This window comes from Bradyrhizobium sp. CIR18 (assembly GCF_014198295.1).
Lineage (GTDB): Bacteria > Pseudomonadota > Alphaproteobacteria > Rhizobiales > Xanthobacteraceae > Bradyrhizobium.
Genome location: NZ_JACIHF010000012.1, coordinates 190,110 through 213,166, shown reverse-complemented (window position 1 = coordinate 213,166; position 23,057 = coordinate 190,110). Strand labels below are relative to the sequence as shown.

16 protein-coding genes are annotated in these 23,057 nt (G+C 60.9%); 8 read left to right on the top strand and 8 right to left on the bottom strand.

Annotated elements, in window-relative coordinates; genetic code table 11:
• Positions 1 to 424 precede the first annotated feature (424 nt).
• Positions 425 to 4,333 (top strand): RHS repeat protein, encoded by a 3,909-nt coding sequence (locus tag GGD65_RS30120; protein WP_183231100.1) that lies wholly within the window; start codon positions 425 to 427, stop codon positions 4,331 to 4,333.
• Positions 4,334 to 4,595: 262 nt separating this feature from the next.
• A complete protein-coding gene (locus GGD65_RS30115; RefSeq protein WP_018323203.1) occupies positions 4,596 to 5,717 on the top strand; it encodes an acyltransferase in 1,122 nt (373 codons plus the stop codon).
• A 24-nt stretch (positions 5,718 to 5,741) separates the two neighbouring features.
• On the opposite strand, the gene GGD65_RS30110 is transcribed toward GGD65_RS30115, so the two are convergent.
• Together GGD65_RS30110 and GGD65_RS30105 are read right to left on the bottom strand one after the other, a co-directional pair.
• Positions 5,742 to 7,103, bottom strand: a complete 1,362-nt coding sequence (locus tag GGD65_RS30110; RefSeq protein WP_312017744.1) for a polysaccharide pyruvyl transferase family protein — start codon at positions 7,101 to 7,103, stop codon at positions 5,742 to 5,744.
• Positions 7,104 to 7,122: 19 nt separating this feature from the next.
• On the bottom strand, positions 7,123 to 8,580 hold the full coding sequence (locus GGD65_RS30105) for a lipopolysaccharide biosynthesis protein (RefSeq protein WP_183237586.1): 1,458 nt from the start codon (positions 8,578 to 8,580) through the stop codon (positions 7,123 to 7,125).
• A 268-nt stretch (positions 8,581 to 8,848) separates the two neighbouring features.
• Between GGD65_RS30105 and GGD65_RS30100 the strand changes: the two genes are divergently transcribed.
• Entirely contained in the window at positions 8,849 to 9,946 is a 1,098-nt protein-coding gene (locus tag GGD65_RS30100; RefSeq protein WP_312017743.1) for a glycosyltransferase, read from the top strand.
• A gap of 21 nt (positions 9,947 to 9,967) precedes the next feature.
• On the opposite strand, the gene GGD65_RS30095 is transcribed toward GGD65_RS30100, so the two are convergent.
• From GGD65_RS30095 to GGD65_RS30080, 4 genes are read right to left on the bottom strand one after another with little or no spacing between them, the layout of a single operon-like run.
• Positions 9,968 to 11,059 carry an acyltransferase gene (locus GGD65_RS30095; protein ID WP_183237584.1) on the bottom strand — a complete coding sequence of 364 codons (1,092 nt, stop codon included), beginning with the start codon at positions 11,057 to 11,059 and terminating at the stop codon, positions 9,968 to 9,970.
• Positions 11,056 to 12,162 (bottom strand): acyltransferase, encoded by a 1,107-nt coding sequence (locus GGD65_RS30090; RefSeq protein ID WP_183237583.1) that lies wholly within the window; start codon positions 12,160 to 12,162, stop codon positions 11,056 to 11,058. The genes GGD65_RS30095 and GGD65_RS30090 overlap by 4 nt, the downstream gene beginning before the upstream one ends.
• Positions 12,163 to 12,171: 9 nt before the next feature.
• Positions 12,172 to 13,509 carry a hypothetical protein gene (locus GGD65_RS30085; protein WP_092261614.1) on the bottom strand — a complete coding sequence of 446 codons (1,338 nt, stop codon included), beginning with the start codon at positions 13,507 to 13,509 and terminating at the stop codon, positions 12,172 to 12,174.
• A 7-nt stretch (positions 13,510 to 13,516) separates the two neighbouring features.
• Positions 13,517 to 14,719, bottom strand: coding sequence for an acyltransferase (locus tag GGD65_RS30080; protein ID WP_183237636.1), 1,203 nt, complete (start codon positions 14,717 to 14,719; stop codon positions 13,517 to 13,519).
• 697 nt (positions 14,720 to 15,416) lie between these two features.
• On the opposite strand from GGD65_RS30080, the gene GGD65_RS30075 reads away from it, so the two are divergent.
• The 3 genes from GGD65_RS30075 (at position 15,417) to GGD65_RS30065 (ending at position 18,866) form a co-directional block, all read left to right on the top strand.
• On the top strand, positions 15,417 to 15,911 hold the full coding sequence (locus GGD65_RS30075) for a hypothetical protein (protein ID WP_018323195.1): 495 nt from the start codon (positions 15,417 to 15,419) through the stop codon (positions 15,909 to 15,911).
• 32 nt (positions 15,912 to 15,943) lie between these two features.
• The gene (locus GGD65_RS30070) at positions 15,944 to 18,175 is read left to right on the top strand and encodes a Wzz/FepE/Etk N-terminal domain-containing protein (RefSeq protein WP_183237582.1); all 2,232 of its coding nucleotides are present in this window, start codon (positions 15,944 to 15,946) and stop codon (positions 18,173 to 18,175) included.
• Between the two features lie 403 nt (positions 18,176 to 18,578).
• Entirely contained in the window at positions 18,579 to 18,866 is a 288-nt protein-coding gene (locus tag GGD65_RS30065) for a hypothetical protein (RefSeq protein WP_028141809.1), read from the top strand.
• Between the two features lie 42 nt (positions 18,867 to 18,908).
• Here GGD65_RS30065 and GGD65_RS30060 read toward each other — a convergent pair whose 3' ends face one another.
• Positions 18,909 to 20,339: an undecaprenyl-phosphate glucose phosphotransferase gene (locus GGD65_RS30060; RefSeq protein WP_183237635.1), complete on the bottom strand. Its 1,431-nt coding sequence runs from the start codon at positions 20,337 to 20,339 to the stop codon at positions 18,909 to 18,911.
• A 614-nt stretch (positions 20,340 to 20,953) separates the two neighbouring features.
• Here GGD65_RS30060 and GGD65_RS30055 point away from each other — a divergent pair.
• Positions 20,954 to 21,691, top strand: coding sequence for a metallophosphoesterase family protein (locus tag GGD65_RS30055; RefSeq protein ID WP_092261618.1), 738 nt, complete (start codon positions 20,954 to 20,956; stop codon positions 21,689 to 21,691).
• A 60-nt stretch (positions 21,692 to 21,751) separates the two neighbouring features.
• Here GGD65_RS30055 and GGD65_RS30050 read toward each other — a convergent pair whose 3' ends face one another.
• Positions 21,752 to 22,045, bottom strand: coding sequence for a hypothetical protein (locus GGD65_RS30050; protein WP_028141812.1), 294 nt, complete (start codon positions 22,043 to 22,045; stop codon positions 21,752 to 21,754).
• Between the two features lie 558 nt (positions 22,046 to 22,603).
• Between GGD65_RS30050 and GGD65_RS30045 the strand changes: the two genes are divergently transcribed.
• The gene (locus GGD65_RS30045) at positions 22,604 to 22,870 is read left to right on the top strand and encodes a hypothetical protein (protein WP_092261620.1); all 267 of its coding nucleotides are present in this window, start codon (positions 22,604 to 22,606) and stop codon (positions 22,868 to 22,870) included.
• Positions 22,871 to 23,057 lie beyond the last annotated feature (187 nt).

The following is a 23,057-nucleotide window of genomic DNA, read 5'->3' as shown; positions in this document are numbered from 1 at the left end:
CGCCCATGGAAGCGGCATCTGCGAACTTCCCGTGCAGGAAGGCGCGAGTAGCGCGAAGGAATGAGACGAAGATGCTTTGATCCACGGCCAGCGAGAAAATGTCTTGCTGCTCCTTGCCGACCTCGCGCGCCGCGCGCGCCAACCGCTCTTTCGAAATCTGTCATATAAAATCTAATTCGCGCGGTCTGCGCATACATTCAGCAGTGCAAATCACGAAAATCTTGAAAGCGCCTTCCTCACGCCATGCTGCCCGGGCATCGCATGAATATTCTGCTGCAACACAGAGCAAGTCTGTTCCTGCACAAGGAACCTCGTTTCGCTCGCGATTTGTAGCTTCCATTTTTATCTGAAATTCACACTCGACAGAGAAGCTTGAACGCAATCCCTGCGAGCAATTTCGTTCGCGCTGAAACTCGAGTGTGAAATGTCCGATCAAACCATCCTATCCGCCAGCGGCTTCATCGACTCTATCGGCGTCAACACGCACGCCGGCTTCGGCTGGACCGGCTACAACAATCTCGCGCTGATGGTCGATGACCTCGAGTATCTCGGCGTCACCCATCTCCGCGACGCCATGGGGACCAGCCCGGCCGCGCAACCCGTCGTCGACGGTCTGGCCGCTGCCGGCTACAAGTTCGACTTCCTGGTGTCATCCGCGCTGCCCCAGACCGGCACAACCGGGCTGCAGAACTACATCGCCTCGCTCCAGAAGTTCGTGACGAGCCACCCGGGCAGCATTAGCGCCATCGAAGGGCTCAACGAGGCCAATCACCAGCCCTTCAGCTACAACGGCAGCTCGAGCCTTACCGCCGCAGCTCAGTTCCAGAGCGCGCTCTATCAGGCCGTGAACGCCAACGCCGCGCTCGGCAGCATCCCCGTCTACAATCTGTCACTGGCCTACAATGATCCGCAAGGCTACAGCCAGCTCGGCGACATGTCGGGCTCGGTCGACTACGCCAACGCCCACGCCTATGTCAGCACCAGCCTGACGACCGGCAGCTCGATTTCGGCAACGCTGAGCGCCGTCATGGCCGCGGCACCGGGCAAGCCTGTCGTCATCACCGAGACCGGGTACACCACGCAAGCCAACACCCAATATCTCGGCGTCAACGAGACGGTGCAGGCCAAATCGATCCTGAACACCCTGGTCGATGCCTACAAGGCCGGCGTGAGCGCGACTTATCTCTACGAGCTGTTCGACCGCGATTCTTCCGCCGGCAATACCAATCCCGAGGCCAATTTCGGACTGTTCAATTCCGACGGGACGCCGAAGCTCGCCGCCACCGCCATTCACAACCTGACGACCATTCTGGCCGACGACGGCAAGGGCGGCCTGCAGCCGACTGATCCGTTGAACTACACGTTGAGCAACATGCCAGCCACAGGCAACAGCATGGTGCTCGGCAAGAGCAACGGCGCTTACGAGCTCGTCGTTTGGGCGGAGCCGAAGCTCTGGAAGGACTCGAACGACACCGAGATTTCCAATCCGACCGAGACCGTCACGGTGAACCTCGGCGGCGTGCATCATTCGGTGAAGGTGTACGACACCCTGACAGGGACCACGGCGATCGCCAGCTACACCGACGTCAGCACGATCACGATCCCGGTCAGCGATCACCCGCTGATCATCGAGATCGACGCGCCTCCGACCACCACGACTCCGCCGGACACAAGGACCACTGTCAGCGGCACCGCCGCCGAGATCGTGCCGCAACTGTCCGACCTCAGCGACTCCACGGCGCTGCAGACCATCACGCTGACCGATTCGCACGTCCTGCCGGTCGCCTCGAAGGCGACCATGGACTACATGATCGCCCACTACGGCAGCGCCCTCTCCAAGATCCAGGGCGGTTACTCGTTCTCGGTGACGAACTCGGCTGCGACCTGGAGCAGCACGAAGACCTATAATTCCAGCGGAACGCTTGTGTCGAAGTCGGACACCGGCCTGAATGCAAGCGGACAGCCGACCTCGACCACCGTCGCCTACACCGACGGTTCCAAGGACCTGATCAGCTACACCGGCGGCGTGAAGACGAAGTTCGTTCATGTCGGCACCGACGCAACCAGGACGACCGACACCTACAACACGGCCGGAACCCTTCTGAGCGAAGTGGTCCAGAAGTCGGACGGCTATTACTCCACCACGCTCTACACGAGCGGCGTGAAGACGGCCGCCTACGTCAAGAATGCCGACGGCTCGCAGGACAATTACACCTACGGCATCACGGGCAAGAGCTTCACGACCCAGGTCCAGCATCTCGATGCCTCCGGAAAGGTCACCTCGGTGACCCGCAGCCATGCCGACGGCTCGCTGGACTCGACGCAGGTCTACAACGCCGACGGCAGCAGCGTGATCACCACCTACAGCGCCACCGGCGTCAAGCTGGTCGAGACCGCCTATCATGCCGATCACAGCAAGGATGTCTGGACCTACAACATCACAGGCCAGAACTACACGACCGAGCACGACGTCTACAATTCGACCGGCTTCCTCACCAGCTTGACGCGGCTGCACAGCGACGGCAGCCTCGCCTTCAAGCTTACTCAGACGACCGACGGCACCAAGACGACCGATTGGTACAATGCCGCCGGCAGCCTCACCAGCGAGGTGGTCCAGAAGGCCGACGGCTTCTCCTCAACCACGCTCTACAGCAACGGGGTCAAGACCAACGCCTATGTGAAGAATGCCGACGGCAGCCAGGATAATTATGCCTACGGCATCACCGGCCAGAGCTACACCACGCTGATCCAGCACGTTGATCCCACGGGCAAGGTCACCGCCGTGACCCGCAAGCATGCCGACGGCACGCTCGACTATACCCAGGTGATCAACAGCGACGGCAGCAGCGTCGTCACCAATTATGATGCCGCGGGAACACGAACCAAGGAAACCGACTATCACGCCGACGGCAGCAAGGACGTTTTCCTCTTCAACATCACCGGCCAGACCTACACGACCGAACACGACATCTACGACGCGACCGGCTTCCTCACCACGCTGATTCGCAAGCATGCCGACGGCAGCATGGCGTTCAAGCTGGTGCAGAGCGCCGATGGGGCCAAGACCACGGACTGGTACGACGCCAGCGGCGTGCTGACCAGCGAGGTGGTCCAGAAGCCGAGCGGTTACAGCTCGACCACGGTGTATACCAATGGCGTGAAGACCGCGGCGTACATCACGAACGCGGACATGAGTCACGACAACTACAGCTACAACATCACCGGGCAGAGCTATACCACGCAGTACCAGCACCTCGATCCATCCGGCCAGACCACCGAGGTGACCCGCTGGCATGCCGACAACTCGCTCGACTACACCCAGATCGTCAACAGCGACGGCAGCAGCGTGGTGACCAACTACGATGCATCAGGTGTCAAGAAGACGGAAACCGATTACCACGCCGACGGGTCGAAGGACGTCTTCCAGTTCAACGTCGTCGGCCAGAACTACACGAACGAGCACGACAGCTACGATTCGACCGGCTTCCTCACCAACATCGTGCGCACCCATGCCGACGACAGCCTGGCCTTCACGCTGGTGCAGAGCGCCGACGGCACCAAGACCTCCGACTGGTACGATGCCAACGGCGTCATCACCAGCGAAGTGACGACCAAGAGCGATGGTTACAGCTCCACGACCGTCTATACCGGCGGCGTGAAGAGCGCTGCCTACATCAAGAATGCCGACGGCACATCCGACAACTGGAATTACAACATCACCGGGCAGTCCTACACGACCCAGCATCAGCACCTCGATGCCTCGGGCAAGTTGGTCGAGCTCACCCGGACCCACGCCGACGGCACCCTGGACTATACCCAGGTCATCCATGACGACGGCAGCAAGCTGACCGACATTTACAACAGCTCCGGGACCAAGACCCAGGAGATCGCCAACAACGTGGACGGCTCGAAGGACGTCTTCCTGTTCAACTTCAACGGACAGACCGGTACGACGCAGCACGAGAACTACAACTCCGCCAGCGCGCTGCAATTCTTCGATCAAACCAAGGCCGACGGCACCCACAATGTCACAGCCGTCGCCGGCGGCGTGACGATCCAGGGCGGGGCCGGCAATGACGTGTTCTCGGCCGCGCCAAACTCGACCACGGTTGCCTACGATCATGGCCAGGACCAGATCCTCAACTTCCAGGCCGGTGACGGCACAACCCACGACGTGGTCCAGATCTCGAAGCTCCTGGCCGCTGACTACAGTCACCTGCAGATCACGCAATCCGGGACGAATGCGCTCATCACGTTCTCGGCCAATGATTCGATCCTGCTGAAGAACGTGTATGTCAGCAGCCTGACGAGCCACGATTTCTTGTTCGTCTGAGCAAGGCGAGCTGACGACAAGTCCGCATCAACGTTGACACGGGCCGGGACCAGCCAAGGTCCCGGCCCGCTCGTTAGGCGTCTGCCTCATCAAGAGGCAGAGTTGAGGCGATGAAGACGTTCACCTCCCCGGCAAGATGGTTTCGAGGAACTCGAGGCCGACCGATCCGCGATCACGCCACCTCCCCCCGCTCCATCCAGCGAACTTGCGTCACAATTGGTCTCTAGAAGCGAGACGAACCGCGCAAGGACTCCGAGGCCCGATGGAAGCCAGTGAAGCAAGACGTTTTGTCGTTCTCGACTTCTACCGCTTCGTCGCTGCGCTCGGGGTCTTCATCTTCCACCTGAAGCTGATCGACACGGGCATTTCGCCGGCCTGGAACGGGTCCTACGGCCTGTTCGTGGACATGTTCTTCATCCTGTCCGGCTTCGTGATCTCCTATTCCTACCCGTCCGACGCCCGTGGCGTGGCGGCCTATTCCCGGTTCATGATCCGTCGCATCGCGCGGATCTATCCGCTACATCTGTTGAGCTTGCTCATCTTCGTGGTGCTCATCGGCGTCGGCCTGGAGCGCACGGCCCGCTCGACCTCGCTGGACTTCCTGTACAATCTTCTGCTGCTCCAGGCCTGGGGCGTCACCGACCATCTCAGCTTCAACTCGCCGTCCTGGTCGATCAGCGCGGAGTTCTTCTGCTATCTGATCTTTCCGCTGCTGATGCTGCTTGCACGCAAGGTGCAACCGTTCGTGCTCGGCGCGATCGTCGCCGCGCTCTATCTGGTGCTTGCCCACGGCCATTTGCCGATCTGGCAGGAACGGTCGCAGATGTATGGCGCCAATTTCGACTACGGGATGCTCCGCGCGCTGCCGAGCTTTTTGAACGGTATCCTGCTCGCCATTCTATTCCGGATGTCGCATCCCTACCGGCACAAGCGGATGATCTTCGCCGGCATCGGCATGTTCGGCCTCTCCGTGCTCGTCCTCAACGTCTTCGCCAAGCCGGACCTCGCCATCCTGCTGTTCTCATGCGCCATCCTGCTCACAGCGGTCGGCGAGAGCGCCTTCAAGGAGTTTCCGGGCGCCCGCCTGCTCGGACGGCTCGGCAACACCTCATATGCGATCTACATGCTGCACGATGCCATTCTCATTGCCGTGTTCAAGCCGCTGTGGATTTGGCTCGGACTGCGTCCTGATCAGTTCGGCCTGTTCGCTCTGGCGTGCTGCGCGGTCCTGACCATCGCCGCGGACCGCACCTACGCCTATTTCGAAAATCCGGCGCGGCGCTTCATCAACCGCTGGGCCGACATTGGTGCCACGTCCTCGCGCAAGCCGGCCGCAGCCGACACCTCCGTGCGCTTTGACAACACCGAGCGGGCGGTCAACTGACGCCTGCCGGCGACGTGAGGGCGTTCAGGCGACCTTGCCGCCGGCCTGCTGCACCGTCCGCATCGCGCTGTCGCCCAGCAACGGTGCGATGTTGGCGCGGGACAGCTCCATGACATCCGGCAGCATCTGTCGTACCTTCTCACCGACGGCTTCGTGGGCGCCAAGGAACTGCAGCACAAACTTCTCAAAGCTGTCGTCGACCAGGAACTGGGCCGGCGACAGCAACAACGATTCGCTGACGCCAAAGTGCGCGAACAGACCCTGGAACTTGTCCTGATAGGTAATCGCCGCGACGGGCGTTCCCTGCCCCAGCGCCGCAATCGCGAGATGCATGCGGCCGGTAATCACACCGTCGACCAGACCGACAACGGCCTTGATCTCGCCCGCCGACAGCGCCTGATCGACATGATGCACGTGATCGCCGAGCGTGGGCTTCAGGCGGTCAGCCAGCGGCCGAAGGCAATTGTCGTCGGCGATCTCGGGGCGGTAGTCATGAGCGAGCAACAACCAGCTCGCATTGTGCTCGCGAGACAGCCGCTTCATGGCGCCCGCCGCGAGCTCTATCATTTGCCGCAGCTTGGCCGGCTCCGGCTTCCTGAACAACATCGGATGAATGTTGAAGACAAAGACCTTGCGACCCTGCTCGCGTTGTTGCGCGATCGTCGCCGCGATCTGCCTCACCGCCGCCGTATCCGCCCGCGGCGTCAGCATGAACGCCGCGTCGGCGACCAAATGGGCACGTTTCCGCGCGAAATCGTCGAAACGCTGAAGAGATATTGTATCGCGCAGATTCAGCACCACGCCCGGGTCCAGCAGCCGGAACACCTCGCGTAACGCCTTCGCCGGGCGGGAGTTGAAACTGAAGCCGAGCACGCTGACCTTGGCGCCGAACGCAGCCATCAGATCGGCCACGAGCAGCATGCGCGCGGCATCCACCGGCGAATAGTAGCCATCGAGCACGTCGGCGCCCAGAACCAGCCCGAAATCCGGCCTGGTGAGCGACAGCTCCTGCGCGACCGTCTCGTATGAGAACGGCTGTCGCCAGAGTTCGAGGGGCTTGAAACCCATCGCGCGCACGTCCGCGCTGGCCGTTGGCGTCGCGGTGACAATGTAGACCTCGAGGTTCGGATAGGTCTTCTTCACCTCCCCAGTGGCCGCTTCGATCATCGCCTCATCGCCGCGCGATTGACGAACGCTCCAGGGATCGGAGGGGAGCACGACGAGCCGGCGCGGAGTGTTGCGCGGCGCGGCGTTGACGCCGACGTCCCTCCGGGCGATCTGCCATCTGCGCAGCTCGAGCAGGTCGAGCGCCAACGGCGTATTCTTCGCGCTGTTGAGCCAGCCTCGGAGTTGCCTGCGTACGGGCACCGGGATCAGTTGCTTCACGACATCCTCCTCGTCTTCATCAAGCGGTCGCACCGCGCTTCACGACGAAATCAATCAGGGAAAGGAGCTGCTTCCGCCAGAACAGCAGAATGCCCGTCAGATAAGTCGCGCCAAAACAGGACGACAGCAGTCCAATCCGCAAATAGGGATTCATGCCCGGCGTCGCCTCCCGGCACAGCACGACTGCGCCGTAGGCCAGAGCGATGGCGCAAAGGCATCCCGCAATGGGGCGCAGAAACTGGCTCCAGCTCAAGCCGAGCAGCCGGAGCGCCAGCGCAAACGTGACGGGGGTCACCGCGAGCTGCGAGAACGCGAAGATCGTGGCCAGTTGACCAATGTCGCGCGAGGGAAGCAGGAACATTGCCGGCACGACCGTACAGAATTTGAGGATGTTGAGCAGAAAGACGTAGTTCGGCTTGCCCAGAGCACCAAAATAGGCGCTGTTGACGAACTGCACCGTCTGGACCGCACCAATCAGCATCAGCGGCCGCATCACCGCCTCGCTGCCACCCCACTTCGCGCCGAACAGCAGCAGCGAGAACTCCGGCGCGATCGCCGCGAGGAGCACGAAGACCGGAGATCCGATCAGTGCGCCGAGACTGACGCTGCGCAGATATGCACCTGCGATGCGGTCCCGCTCGTGCGCGATTTTGGACAAGGCGCTCAGCGCCACGTCCATGACCGCCTGCGTGAGCAACTGCATCAGGATGATGTAGACCCTCGCCCCGACCGTATAGATGCCAAGCGCGGCGACGCCATAGAGCGACAGGATGATCATGTCGATCGTCCGAACGATGGCGAAGTCCAGCAGCCTGTTCAGCATGACGTGGATGCTGTAGCCGGAGAGCTCGCGAAAGCTCTTCAGATCGTAGCCGCGCATCGGCAACCATCGCGGCTGGCTCCAGAGCCACAAGCCGCTGATCGCACTCTGAACGACCACCTGGATCACGAGGCTGAGGGCGCCGAACCCTGCATAGGCACAGGCGATCCCCACGACGCCGGAGATGGCTGTCGCCACCATGGTCCTGACCGCGAGCACCCGAAAATCCATCTGGCGCTTGTAGAGCGCCTCCTGGAACAGCGTCGCGGTGCCGATCGGAAGCGAGAGACTGGCGGCCGTCAGCAGCGGCGCCAGCCCCTTCACGTCGAACCAATGCTCGATATGTGTCGCGAGCAATGCGATCAGAACGGCCAGGAGCGCTGAGGCTGCAAACGAGCAGAAGAACGGCAGCGTCACATCGGCAGGCTCGAGCGTCCGCCGCTGGATCAACGCATCACCGAAGCCGAATTCCGCGATGGAGCTCAAAAGCAGCAGGATAAAGGCGACCAGCGCCGCAAGACCGAAATCGGCGGGATCGAGCAGCCGTGCCAGCACCAGGAACAGCACGAACGACAATGCGCGGCCGCCCCAATTCTGCGCGAGCGACCAGAACAGCGCCACCACGACCTGATGTTGCCTGCCTCGAGTGACGTTCATCAACAATTCGACCCAATTCCGATCCAGACGACGCGGCAATGATGATGACACGCCACCGCTTGTCGCCGCTCTCAACGGCGACTGATTGCTCGCTACAATACGACGGAGTGATGGCAATCAGATGAGCGCCATCACGATTCCGATTTAGAGTGGAAGTGAGTTCAAATCGTGGACTACACTCCAATCGCTCTCTGCGATGTGATGCAAAATGGATGCCTTGATGAATTCGCCGGCCCCGCGTTCTTTTCCCAATTCCAGGCGCTTGCGTGTGGCGATCTACGCCCCGCATTTTGCGGAATATTCCTACCGGCTCGCTTCGGGATTGGCTCACCATTGCGACGTCAGGCTCGTGCTCAACCGCAAGGACGCCAACCAGCAATGGGAACTTGCCGACATCGCCGTGGCGGCTCCCTTCGAAACCCGGATTCGCGATTTGAGCCTGCGCCGCGGCGGCGTGATCGGTATCCCGGCTTCTTTTCTCGACATAATTTCGTTTCGTCCGGACGTCGTTCATTGTCACGAAGTTCCGGAGATCTATACGTCCAAGCTGATCCAGTTCCTTCGTCCGCTCGGCATTCCCCTGGTGCTGACCGTTCACGATGCTATCCCGCATTCGGAAGGCGGCTCCGGCACCTCGCCACGTGAAGACGGTTGGCGCGGGCACATGCGCGCCGCCGCGTCGATCGTCACGACGCATGGCGAGAGCTGTATTGCCGATTTTCGTCGCGCCTCGCCCGACTTCAAGGGCGGAACGGTCTCCAGCATGCACGGCGTGCTCATGGTTCCACCGGCCCGAGATGCGGTCACCGCGCCCGAAGCCGCACGCATCCTGTTTTTTGGACGAATGTGGGCCTATAAGGGCCTCGACGTCTTCATCGACGCGATCGACATGTTGGCCCGGCGCGGTGTGGCGCATGAGGCGATCGTCGCCGGGCGCGGTCCCGAGATGACACGGCTCGGCGCGCGGATGGAAGCGATGCCGACGGTCAAGACCATCAACGCTTACATTTCGCCTGCGGACACCGGACAGCTGTTTCAATCCGCCACCGTGGTCGCCTTGCCCTACAAGGATGCAACACAGAGCGGCGTGCTTGCCTCTGCTTACGGCAATGCTCGTCCCGTCGTTGCCAGCGCCACCGGCGGCATTCCCGATGTCGTCACCGACGGAGTTAACGGGCTGCTGGTTCCTCCAGGGGATGCCACTGCACTGGCCGATGCACTCGAACGCGTGCTGACCTCCAAGCCACTCGCCGCGACATTGACCGATGGCGCACGGCAGACCGCGGCCGGCATTTTGAACTGGGACCACATCGCCGAACAGCTGCTGGGGTCCTATCACAAGCTCGTCGGCCGTACCGTGAGCTGACCGCGACGGGCACGCGGCCGCTCAAACCGATTGCCCGACCTTCAGCGGTCGAAAGAACGTGCCGCGGATCGCGCCGTCCAGCAGGCGCCTGAGCCTGACCTCGATCAGCTCATAACTGATCGCGCTTGCGACCAATGACATCACCAGCCCGAGCACGATGAAGGCGGCCCACAGCAGCCAGCGATCGACGCCGGCGGCGACCAGCTTCAGGCCGATCACCTGCAACGGAAAGAGCACAAAGGGATGCACGAGATAGAGGCTGTAGCTGATTTTGCCGACATATTGCAGGGCCGGGGCACTCAGAGCCCTGCCAAGGCCCGATTCCGGGGCAAGCACCATGCCGAACAGCAGGAATCCGGGAAGGAGCCCCACGAACGGGTGAAACAGCACGAGGCTCGCATACAGCGCGGCTCCGCAGGCGAGGCCCGCGAGCAGGCCGACCCGTCCGGGAATGGAGATGCGAAACCCGGTGGCGCTGAACAGCATGCCGATGCAGAAGAACGCCGTGATCGGCCAGTGCATCAGGCAGGCCAGACCCAGCAGGATCAGGGGCGCCGCCAGCAGCTTGCCCCCGCCGCGCCACATCGAGAATGTCAGCGCAAACCAGATGTAGAACGCCCACTCATAGGTCAGTGTCCAGGCATTCTGCTGGGCAATGGGCAAGCCAAGCGCGTCCTGCACGAAGAACAGATTGGCCGCGAAAACCCCGAGATAGCTCGTCAGATCGATCCCACGGAAGAACTTGTAGCCGACGATCGGACCTATCGCGAACAGCGCAAGATGCAGCACGACGAACACCGGCATGATGCGCAGGACGCGATCGAAGAAGAACCGCGGCAGCGAGCCGTGCCGCACCAGGCTCGCCGGAATCAGGAAGCCGCTGATCATGAAAAACAGCTCGACGCCATGCCCGCCGACATTGATCACCGATTGCAGCCAGAGCCAGAGCGGCGGCAGGAAGCCGGGATCCGGGATGTCGTACATGCCTCCCTTTGGCATGTCGTAGAAATGATCCATCAGCACGCTCAGCGCCGCAATTCCCCGAAGCCCCTGGACCGAGGGAACGAACGATCCGTCGTAGGCGGCGCCCGGCTGGTGCAGCGCGCCACTCACTCTGCGGCACCCTGAGTACTGAGGGCGGGCTCGAGAACGACCTTCTTTCTCCGTGCCGAACGGAACCTTTGTCCGAAGGCGATGCTGGGCTTCTCGACGAATGTAAACGTCATCCAGCTGACAAGGATCGACAACGCCAGGATCAGGGTCATGAAGATCGACCATCCGAGCGGCCCGTCGCCGAACCAGACGAGGCGATGGATGAAGACGAGCACGAACGGCGACATCAGGTAGACCGAATAGCTGATCACGCCGACGAACGCCATCGGGCGCCACGCCATTCTCTCACCGAACACGGCAAAGCCGATGAAGACGAGCGCCGCGCAGACATAGGCCGATGCGATCGAATAGCTGTAGAAGAAGTTCTCGTGGTACACGCCTCCGAATCGCCGGTCGGCCAGGGTGATGGCGAAGATCGCATACAGGAGCGTGCAGACCGCCACGTGGGACCATCGCAGCTTTCCGCCGATGACGGTGTCGCGGATGATCTTGCCCAGGAACATCGCCGACAGATTCAGCCCGACCTCCATCACCGAGGAAACCGCCCTGTTCTCCACCAGGAGCGCGGCGGTGGTTCCGACCAGCGCGGCCGCAACGACGATCGTCACCGCCGTGAAGCGCCGGTTCAGCAGCCCCATCGCAAACAGAATGGTGCATCCGACATAGAACAACAGCTCGATCGCCAGCGTCCAATAGAACACCCAGAGATTCGGGACGTTCACGAAGGTCTGCAACATCGTCACGTTCGCGGCGATCTGTCCGAGCGGATAGATCTTCGAATCCAGCAGCTGCATCGTCACGAGCCCGACCACGAGCGAGGTCCAGTAGGCCGGGTAGAGCCGGAAGAAGCGGCTGATCGAAAAATCCCGCACGGGCGTGGCGCTGTCCGGGAAGCTGAACGGAATGACGAAGCCGCTGACGAAGAAGAACAGCACCACGCCGAACCGGCCAAAGTTCATGTAGTAGCCGAACAAATCGTGGATGGGCCAGTAATAGGCGCCCGTCGGGTGCTTCTCGACGATCACCTCGAACACATGCTGGACCAGAACCGACAACACGGCAATGCCGCGTAGCGTGTCGATGAATGCGAGCCGTTTATGCATTATTCGTTCTCACCTGCTTCCGCTCGCCGCCGGCACGTCCGGGCGGAAGCCTTCCAATGACGGCATCGGCGGCCGCATGACAATCGGCACGGCGTCGCCCGCCCGTGCGGAGGCCGCGCGGCGCGAAAACACATCGCTGAAGCTCAAGGCGATGATCAGGAGGCCGGACGCCGGGCCGTAGTTCAACACCGTGATCGTGAACAGGTTGACGACGAAGATCAGCGTCAGCTTGTACACGTCGGTCGCTCCGAATGTCGCCCTGAACACCATCACCATGAACGCGACGAACGGCAGACCGAACATCAGGTAGGTCCCGATGTAGAAATTGTCGACGGGCACCCAGAAGTGCGCGAGCGGCGAGAACAGCTTCTGCGGATAGTTGAAGCAGCCCGCGCCGCAGCCCGTCACCAGACCGATCGGCATGAGCTGGTTCATGTAGACGAACGGCAACTGCCAGCTGTTGTTGATGCGATCGACGATGCTGAACAGGGTCGAGTGCGGGACGGCGGCGGTGCCGGAAGCGATCACGATCATGAAGAACGGAACGAAGATCGCGGCAAAGGACCATTGCGCGATGCCCCTGATTGCGGGAAAGCGCGACTTCTCCGGCAGCATACGCACGAACACGAGCAGGAGCAGATAGAGCACGAGGACGATCATCGTCGTCTTGCTCGTGGTCAGCTTGATGACATAGACCGCGAGCGAGCCGAACAGAAGGCACCACGTCGTGCTCTTGCGAATCGAGGTGATCGCAAACGACACGAGAATGAAGAAGGCGGCCATGGTGTTGTCGGCCGCAAAACCCATGAGGCGCTGGTCGTCGCCGCCATAGGCCCACCACAGCCGGCCCGCCTCTCGAACTGCGCCGAAGGACTCGTATTTATACCCGACCCAGGGCATGAGATAGAATTTGGTCAGCAGCACCCCGATGACCGAGAGGTAGAAGGTCACGGCGATGACCGACAGCAGCTTCTTGTACGAGCCGAGACTCGAATCACAGAAGCAGAAGCCGACGAACACCGGCAGCATCATCTTGAAGGACGAGATCGCTGCGTTTGCCGTTCCCATCATGAAATAGCCAAGCACAAGCGACAGCATGATCTGGACCAACACCAACAGGGCCAGGGTGCTGCGATTGCGCAAGATGCAATGCACGATGAACTGGATCAGACATGCAAGCGCGACCGCATCGGGCAGATACCAGAGCGCATCCATGTGATAGATGCTGGTATAATAGCGGATTACGCCGCCAAAGGCGTCGCGGACCAGATAGACCCCGAGCGCGATCGCCTCGATGCTGAGGCTGATCAGGATCAGACGTGGCCGTTGCATTGCGAGGATGCTCATGCCCGACTCAGTTCGTCAGCCGCGCCGACGGCGCGGGGGATGGCGCGAAATCCCGACGGCTTCCCAGCACATTTCGCATGAACTTGCCGCCGGGAATTTCGATGTAGAGATAAGTGAAGTGCGAGACCGCTAGCACGGCGGCCAGCGAGACGACGAGATTCAGCGTCGCCGGCAGGCCTGCCCAGACCGAATCCAGGGCGGCGATCCGCCCCGCCCCCACTGCCCGCACGAAATATTCAGCGAGCAGCACCACGAGCGCGTGCACCATGTAGATGGAGTAGGAACGTTTCCCGAGCCAGACCAGCGGCCCCGCCACCAGCATCCGCGGCGCCAGCAGCGCATCTGGAAAGGCCAGCAAGCTGCCGAGGAAGATCGCGAACGTCACCGGCGCGAGGAAGGTTGCCGCGGGATTGGCCTCCGCCAGGGACACCAGAATGATGCTGGCGATCATGGCGGCGAACTGCAGCACGCCCTGCACGGCAGGGCCCGGCTTGGCCGGCAGGCGATCGACGATCCTGACCGTCAGCACGCCGAGAAAGAAGCTCACGAAGCAGCGCAGGATGCCGAAGTCGGTCTGAAGTCCGAGGCTCCTCTTGTCGAGCACGAAAATGATGACGACCAGACTTCCCACCGCGAGCAGCCCGCAGAGAACGTAGAACCACAACAGGGAACGCATGCGCTGGGCCAGCAGCACGATCAGGCCAAATACCAGATATGTGTAGAACTCGACGCTGATGCTCCAGCTCGGCGCATTCCAGCTGAGATAGTCGATAAATCCCATCGAATGCAGCAGCAGGACGTTGAGACCGAAGGAATAGGCATTGTTCACTTCGAACGCCGCCGGCGCGGCCACCACGACACCGGCCATGACCAGACCGATCCGCAGGAGGCGAAACAGAAGATTTGCCATCAGCATGACGATGTGCAGCGGATAGACCCGCGCCAGGCGCCGCACCATGAACTCGCGCAGCGAGAAGCGCCCGAACTCGCTCTCGACGTAGCTGAGCGACATGACGATCCCGCTGAGAACGAAGAACAAGTCGACCAGCAGCCAGGAGCTTCTGAAGAACGAGCAATTGATCCACGCATTGTGCGGGAACGCCGCGAGGAAGGTCGGCATCAGCAGGAGATGGTGAATCACCACCGACGTCGCGGCGATCCCCCGAATGCTATCGAGCGGCAGGACATGCGCCTTCTCACGATGAACCATCTCCGTCACATCAACATTCCGTAGCTATTGCACCGCAGCAGTGTGTATCAGGTCTTGCGCGTGTTCAATCTCTGCGATCGCGGACTCGCATTCGACGCATGAGGGTCGACGATAATTTCAACGCTCGCAGATCATTCGGACATGCGAGCGCCAAGATCACGCCACTTTTTGCCTGGGATCGACATGCGTCGGCGCGCAAATCAATTCGGCCGTGATGATTGCGAGTATTTGCGCGCAAAGTGTGCGCGAAATTCGGCGCTGTTGCGATCAAGCCGACCACGAAGACGTCGATCTCTTCGCATGCAGGATGCCGCACATATCGCACTGATAATTTTTCGCAAGCGGGGAACAATGAGTCGCGTGACGACTTGTGTCGGTTTTGCGACGCATGCTCGCGACACTTCGACGCTCAACGCCTCTTATGTTTTCAGTTTGCAATATTCCTAGGCGCCAGCGTGCCGATCTCGCAGGCATTGCATATCTTCATTTTGCAACCGACCGGGAAACAGACAATGCACGCGTTGTCTCGCCGAGAGCACGCAGCTTTTGCATCGCACAAAAATTGACACAGTTGCATGCCAAGTTTCGCGTGTTCTCCTATTGCAACAGGGAGCAAGGGACACGGATGGGTTGCGGATTAACACGTCGTCTTGCGAGATCGCGATGGCTACCGATCATCTTGGCAGGTTCTGTCTTGATGGTGTCGAGCATCGATGCTTGCCGCGCCCAGTGCGTCGAATTTACGGATCGTGCCTCGCAGCTCCAACTCGACACGTTCGTAAAATCGCCCTCCTCGCTTCTGGAGCAGCTGCGCAATGACAAGGAGAAGCTGAGATATCGGCTCGCCACATTTATCGCCACGAACCCGTCGGTGTTGCCGTCCGTGCAGACCCTCATCTCGGCGTCGACTTCAACCGACCGTTCAGCCATTGGCGCCGCGTTGAGGATCGCCGAAGGGCGGTGCACGTCGACGAAGCCAGACGCTGCGCGCAAGATCAGGGATTTCACGCAGCGGATCGGCGATCTCAACGTGCAAGCAGGTTATTCCGCCGCCGGAGAGGACGCCTCCGGCGCCCAGGCCCAATCGCAAGACAAGGGCCGTGCGCAACCGCCCCGAGGCGGGGCACTGCTCGACGGCGAGTGGAAAACCAAGCTGGCCAACCCGTTCAAACCTGTCCCCCTTCCGAATTGATCAGCGATCGTCAAAAGGCAGCGAATTAACAGATGTATCAGCCTAGAGAACATTTCCCGTCGGGCCACAGATTCGGCATCGAATTCGGCGGAGCGGTCCTGAGCTTCGAACGCGTGGCCGATGTCCTGCGCCGGCAATGGCCGATCATCGCGGTGTGCACCGGCGCTTCGCTGGCGCTGGTGATCGTCTATCTGATCATGGCGCAACCCATGTACACGGCGAATGCCCGCATCATGATGGATACCCGTCAGGCGCAGGTGCTGGACAAGGACAGCAACGCCAACAGCGCCCTCATCGATACCGGATACGTCGATAGCCAGGTCGAGGTCATCAACTCGGACGACCTGATCCTCTCGGTGGTCCGCCGCCTGAAGCTGACGGACGATCCGGAGTTCAATGGCTCCAATCCGGGTTTACTTTCCATCGTCCTCGGCAAGTTCATGGCGTTGTTCAGCTCCGGAGAACCGGCGTCGCAGGAACGACTCGAGCACGCCGTGGTCGAGCAGGTTCAGAAGAACCTGAGGACGGAACGCGTCCTGACGACCTATGTCTTGTCGCTGAACTATCGCTCGCGAAGCCCTGACAAGGCCGCCAAGATCGTCAACGCCATCGCCAGCGCCTACCTTGTCGGCGCCCTGGAAGCCAAATATCAGTCCACCAAGCGGGCGACCGAATGGCTTCAGCAGCGCAGCATCGAGCTGAGCGAGCAGGCAACGGCCAGCGACCGCGCCGTGCAGACCTTCAAGGCCGAAAACAACATCGTCGGAACCAGCCGCGGCCTGATGTCCGAACAGCAATTGTCGGACCTCAACACCCAGCTGGTTCAAGCGCGGGCGTCGACGGCCGAAGCCAAGGCCCGGCTCGACCGGATCACCGCAATTTCGGACCAGGACGTCGCACAATCGACGGTGACCGATGCTCTCAACAACTCGGTCATCACCCGCCTGCGCGCGCAATATCTGGACCTCCAGGCCCAGTATGCCGACTGGTCGAGGCGCTATGGCAAGCAACATCTTGCTGCGGTCAATCTGGCCAACAAGATGGAGGAGCTGCGCAAGAACATCGCCGATGAGTTGCATCGGATCGGCGACGCCTATCGCAGCGACTATGAAATCGCAAAGAGCCGGGAAGCCTCGCTCGAGAAGAACGTAAAGGAACTCGTCGCCCAGGCCGGCGATACCGGCCAGGCTGCAGTCAAGCTGCGCGATCTCGAAAGCGCCGCCGACACCTACCGCAACCTCTACAACAACTTCCTCGAGAAGCTGCAGAGCGCGACGCAAAATCAGAGCTTTCCGCTCAGCGAGGCGCGCCTCATCAGCACCGCCACCAAGCCGGATCGCAAGAGCTCGCCGCGCACGGTCCTGGCGCTGGTGGGAGGCCTGGTGGGCGGCCTGTGCCTCGGCTTCGGCGCCGCCTTCGCCCGTGAACTGCTCAGCGACGTGTTGCGGACCCCTGGCGAGGTCGAGGACGAGCTCGGCGTGAAGTGCCTCGGGGTCCTGCCGGACATTCGTCCGCCGACGAAGACCGGCGCGTTGCTTTCGACGTCCGCGAAGACAGGTCCACCCGATCTGTCCCGCTACGTCGTCGATCATCCATTCTCGCGCTTTGCCGAGACGTTGCGCAACATCAAGGTATCGATCGACGTTGCGCGCCTGACCCGCGAGATCAAGGTGATTGGCATCGTGTCGTCCCTTCCCAAGGAAGGAAAGACGACGGTGGCGGCCAACTTCGCCCAGTTGATCGCCCTCACCGGACATCGCACGGTGCTGATCGACGGCGATCTGCACACGCGCTCGCTCACGCGAGAGCTCGCGCCGAACGCCAAGAGCGGACTGGTAGAGGCGCTCAGCGATCCGGCCAGCCTCGGCTACCATGTGCAGCGGAGCAAGGAGACAGGGCTGGATTTCCTGCCGTCCGTCGTGGCCTCCCGCATGGTCAATTCGGCCGATGTCATTGGATCGAAGGCGATGGCCGATCTGCTCAAGGTGCTGAAGGAGCACTATGAGTACATCGTGGTCGATCTTGCCCCGGTGATGCCGGTGGCGGATTCAAAGGCCGTCAGCTTCCTGATCGATGCCATGGTCTATGTGATCGAGTGGGGGCAGACGACACGAAGCGCCCTTCAGGAGTCGGTTTCCGGGTCGGAAGTCCTGCAGAAGAAATTGCTCGGCGCCGTGCTCAACCGCGCCAATCCGAAGATGCTCAAGCGCATCGAGGCGTACAAGGGCAAGCACCACAACAGCTATTACGTCGAGCATGCCTAAAAGGCAGAGGCGCGGCGCCGCGCCCAGCCGAATTGTAAAGACGTCGGGCCCGCTGCCATTTGGCAGCGGGCCTTTTTTCGCGTCTTGCGCAACTGTCGCCTGAAGAGGAACGAGTGCGCCTTCGCACCACAAGACGGAAGATTGCGCCGAGCCCACCTCAGACTGGCGAGGCCTCCGTATTCGTCCGGAATCCACAACTTGCAGTTATTGCTCTAGCCAAAAGCAAGGATTGACGAAGGCGGCGATGGCGAGGACAGTGCGCCAATTGGCAATCATTCATCGGTAATACGAGACAATCCGGTCCTCGATGCTTCAAACTGCTGAAACTTTGGGCATCTTTCTTTCTGGGTTCCCTGAGGCTAACCTCGGCTGATATTTGTCGTTCATTTCCGGCGGGCTCGGAATGCTGATCGTCCTGACGATTTTGACTATTTGGGTTCTGCTCAACATCCTGTTCGTGTTGATCGTGGTTCCCCCCCGTAAACCGCGTCCCCAGCCGATGGCGACGACACTCTCACCCGCGCCGATCGACCCGAGCCAAAGGGAAATCGAGCAGGACGAACCCTTCTCGATCCGCCATGTCATCGTTTCCGTCGCGATGGGAGCTTTCTTCGTGCTGGTGCCGCCGTTGCTTGCCTTGCGCGACGCGATCATGCGGCTCTTCAGCAGGTCGTCGAGAGACGGAACCTGATCCCTCAAGGATCCGGTTCCGGACAGTGAAGAAATTGAACGACTAATATGCTTCCTGGAACATCACTGCGGACGCCGTCCGGGCCATAATCTTCAGGTCGAGCCAGATACTCCAGTTGCTGACGTACCAGACGTCATATTCGACCCGCTTCTCCATCAGATCGATCGTCGGCGTTTCCCCCCTGAACCCGTTCACCTGGGCCCAGCCGGTCAGGCCCGGCTTCATGTGATGCCGGTAGACGTACTTGCTGATGATCTCGTCATAGTAATTGTCATGGGCCAGCGCGTGGGGGCGCGGCCCAACCAGCGACATATCCCCGCGCAGCACGTTCCAGAGCTGCGGCAGTTCGTCGATGCTCGTCATACGAAGGAAGCGCCCGATCTTGGTGACCCGAGCATCCCTCTTGGTCGCCTGGGCAATCGTTTCGCCGTTCTCGCAGACTGTCATGCTCCGGAACTTCCAGATCTCGAACGGCCTGCCATTGAAGCCGCGGCGCGACTGGCGGAATATGACGGCTCCCGGGGAATCCAGCTTGATCAGCACGGCAACGGTGAGCAGCAGCGGCGTCAAGACTACGAGCGCGAACAGGGCCACGCCGACGTCGAGACAGCGCTTTTGCAGCCGCTCGAGAATGGTGAGAGGCGGCCGCTGGATTTCAACCGCTACGGTTCCACTGACCGGCAGGAAAGGACGAGCGACCAGATCGGCGACCGGATCGTCCGGCAGCAGGCGTATCGGCTGCGGGACCGCGCGCAGATATGGCCCGAGCTTGCGGAGCATCGGTAATTCGTTCCAGTCGATCGCAAGCAGATATTCATCGACGTCGGCCGAGCGCGACTGACGGATCACGTCGCGAATCTGCCGCTCCCAATGGCCGTCATCCCGGTCGTCGCCAAGCACGAAATGGCGCATGACGTCGAAGCCATTTCTCCGCAGGTCCTTGAAGCGGCTGGAGGTGAAGTCGAGCGGCTTGAGGCTAAGCAGGATCACCTTGCGATCGACCAATCGGCTTCGCGCAAAGCTCGTGCCAAACACCGCCTGCCAGACGAAGCGGAGGCTGACCAAACCAAGTCCGCCGATCACGGCAAATACGATGACGGTGCCGCGGGAGAGGTTGTCGGTTGATTTCAGCAGGAAGGCCGCAACGGCAAGGATCGTCAGCGACGTCAGCCAGATAAGCACCGCCTTTCGAAGCTGCCAGACGATGTTGAGCAAGCGGTGGGTGGCGTAGACATCCCGGAAATAGGCGACCGCGACGAACACCACGCCGACAAACAACCCCGCTCCCACCGAAGCGCCGTCGGCGGGTGAAGCGACGGCCGCGCCGTACAGCGAAGCCCCGGCGGCATAGCTCAACAAGATCAGCAAAAAGTCAGCCGCCATGACGACGATCTGAAATGGCCTCTGAAGAGCGCTGCCGCGCATCGACGACAGCGTGTGAGTGTTTTCAGAACCATAAGTTGCAACAGCCATTCGTACCTCTGTGTATCGAGAGAGTGTCTGACGCTCATCGTGATGCTGAAGACTCGTCACTTCCCCGCACGGAAAGTGTTGAGTGATCGCAGCGACATTGTGGCGCTGCACGCAAAACTTTTGCGGCGCACGGATCATGCGTCGTGTTGAAATGCGCAGCGAAATTCGACGCGCTGAAAATGTCGTCACAGTGATGACATATGAGCGAACGCGTTGCCCTATTTTGAATCAAGTTCCACGTCCACCGCGATGCTTTGCCGTCGTGTGAGCGACTCCTCGCTCATCTTTCAGGCGATAGAATCCCTCGGCGAAGCACAATGAGTCATTTGCGAGAATTTCGATGATTTTCTATCTGGGCGTGCGATGCAAAATTGCGCCAAGGCATGCATCTTTGCTGCACTCTCGCCTTGAGCGATGCAATCCTGCGGACCGACCATTCACACCGCCGGTCGCATACCCAGGTGGGCAAAAAATGCCGCGCCCTTCTTTTGGCGTGATCGAGCCGGAGAACAAGGACGCTCCCTCGCCAATTTCACGTCGTTCGTGTTGGATGGAAGCTCTCCGGTGCCGGCGACTTGGGGAAATTTTTTCGACCACCCGATCGATTGAGCGCCATGATATCTCTCGCCCGACCACGCCCGCCTATGCCCAAACCGCAATTGCCGGAGGGAGTCCGCATCTATGCGATCTCGGACATTCATGGATGCGCACATCTGCTCCAGCCGATGTTGCGGGTGATCGACGCCGACATCGCCTGCAGCCGGCCGCGCTACGCGATCGAGGTCTTCATGGGCGATTACATCGATCGCGGCCCGGATACGCGCTCCACCCTCGACGTCCTCGTCGAACGGAGCCGCCGGGGCAACGCGGTCTTCCTCAAAGGGAATCACGAGGCATTTCTGGTGAGGGTGTTCGAAGACCCTTCACTGTTCGAGGATTGGATTGCCGTCGGCGGGACCCAGACGCTGATGTCCTACGGGCTCGCGCCGCCGGACCTGAAGCGCGACGAGCCGGCATCGATCATGCGCGATCTGATTCGGGCGATGCCCACCGAGCATCTGGAATTCCTGGACAATCTGCGGCTGAGCTTCAGTTGCGGAGACTTCTTCTTCGTTCACGCCGGCGTTCGCCCCGGCGTTCCATTGGCCGAGCAGACGGAGCGCGATCTACTCTGGATTCGCGAAGAATTCCTGCGCAGCGAGGAGCAGTTCGGCAAGTACATCGTGCATGGCCATACGCCGGTCCGCAGCGCCGAATTCATGGCGAACCGCGTCAACATCGACACCGGCGCCTATGCGACCGGCAACCTCACCCTGATGAGCATCCAGGGCAGCCGCATGCTCGCGGTATGACGCGGAGCCTTGGTTCGCGACGGCTTGCCCATCGGACCATGGCATCGACCTCGACGGGATCTAGTTGAGCAAGCGGGGCTTTTCCAGTCGCGCGCGTGTTTCAGCCATCCAATCGTTCCAGGCTCGCTCGTGCTTGACGTAAAGCTCCAGCCAGCGCTCCCCATGTCTGTCCTGTCGGACACGGCGTGCCTCGACAAGCAAATCGGCGCCGGGGCGGGAGCTCGGATTATCCAGCGCTTCGAACTCGACCGTCTCCGAGATCGTCAGCCCGACAAGCACGCGTTGTCCGGCGCCATCGACGATGTAACGCCGCGGCGCATCCTTCTTGGGTTCGCTCATCTCGTCATGCCCCATCGTACCAGTGAGATCCCGCCAGCGAATCGGACGTTGCCTAAAAGGCTCGTCGAGCGTGGCCGAACGTCGAGGTGGGAGTCGGTCCGGTCATTCGGCGCGAGGCGCCGCGGGACGGGTTCGCAGGGCTTCGTTGCACGCGCCAAGCGCGTAGCGCGTATCCCAAGGTGAGGCCAGCGCCGAAAATGAAAGCGGAGAGGAATGTAGAAGTCATGGGAGTCGCCCTAGATAGTCCGGGACTCATCAAGAGCGAGCAGTGTGTCGACATCATGGTTCTTGCCGACCTCGGGCGCCGAAAGATTGTTCATGCCTGACCTCTTACGTGCATGCAGCACAACTCCCGCGCATTGACCGCTGCGATCAAGATCACTCATTAGAGTCACTCTATATAAAGAGATGTCCTCGCGATCCCAATCTGTCCAAGGGCTGCTGCCGTCGAACGGACCTGGCACGCCCTCCCACGAACAGGAAATTTCGGGCCAACCGGCCAATCCATGCCCTTGCAACCAGTCGGGACCCGTCGCATTATTTCGCATCTCATATTACGAGGGATTCAATCCAATGAACGTCCGCGCCCTTATTCCATCCATTGCCCTGTCCGCTCTCGGTCTCGCTTTGACAGCATCCGTAGCACCGGCCGCCGAGCTGGCGGTTGCTCCTGCACATCAGCGCGCGGCCTACGCGCAAACCGGGGTCGTGCTGTGGGATGACGTTTATCCGCCCGCGATCTACGGCCCGCAACTTCGCTCCGTCGAAGAAGTCGCAGCCATGAAGGCGCAGGCGCGTCCGGTGTCCCAGCGCTGGTGGGGCTATTGGTACGTTCGGTGAGCGCGGGAGCGCTTAGCTAAGAGCGCCCTGAGAGGCCAGCCACCTTCGACCCAGCGACCTTCGACCACAGACCGCCGATCCACCGGATAGCTGGTGGTGGCGGTTTTTGCGTGGGCTCGCGCGTCGATTGCCGGACGGCGGCTCCGGAGACAGGCCGGCAGGCGGCCAACGCCTTCTCCGAAGCCGG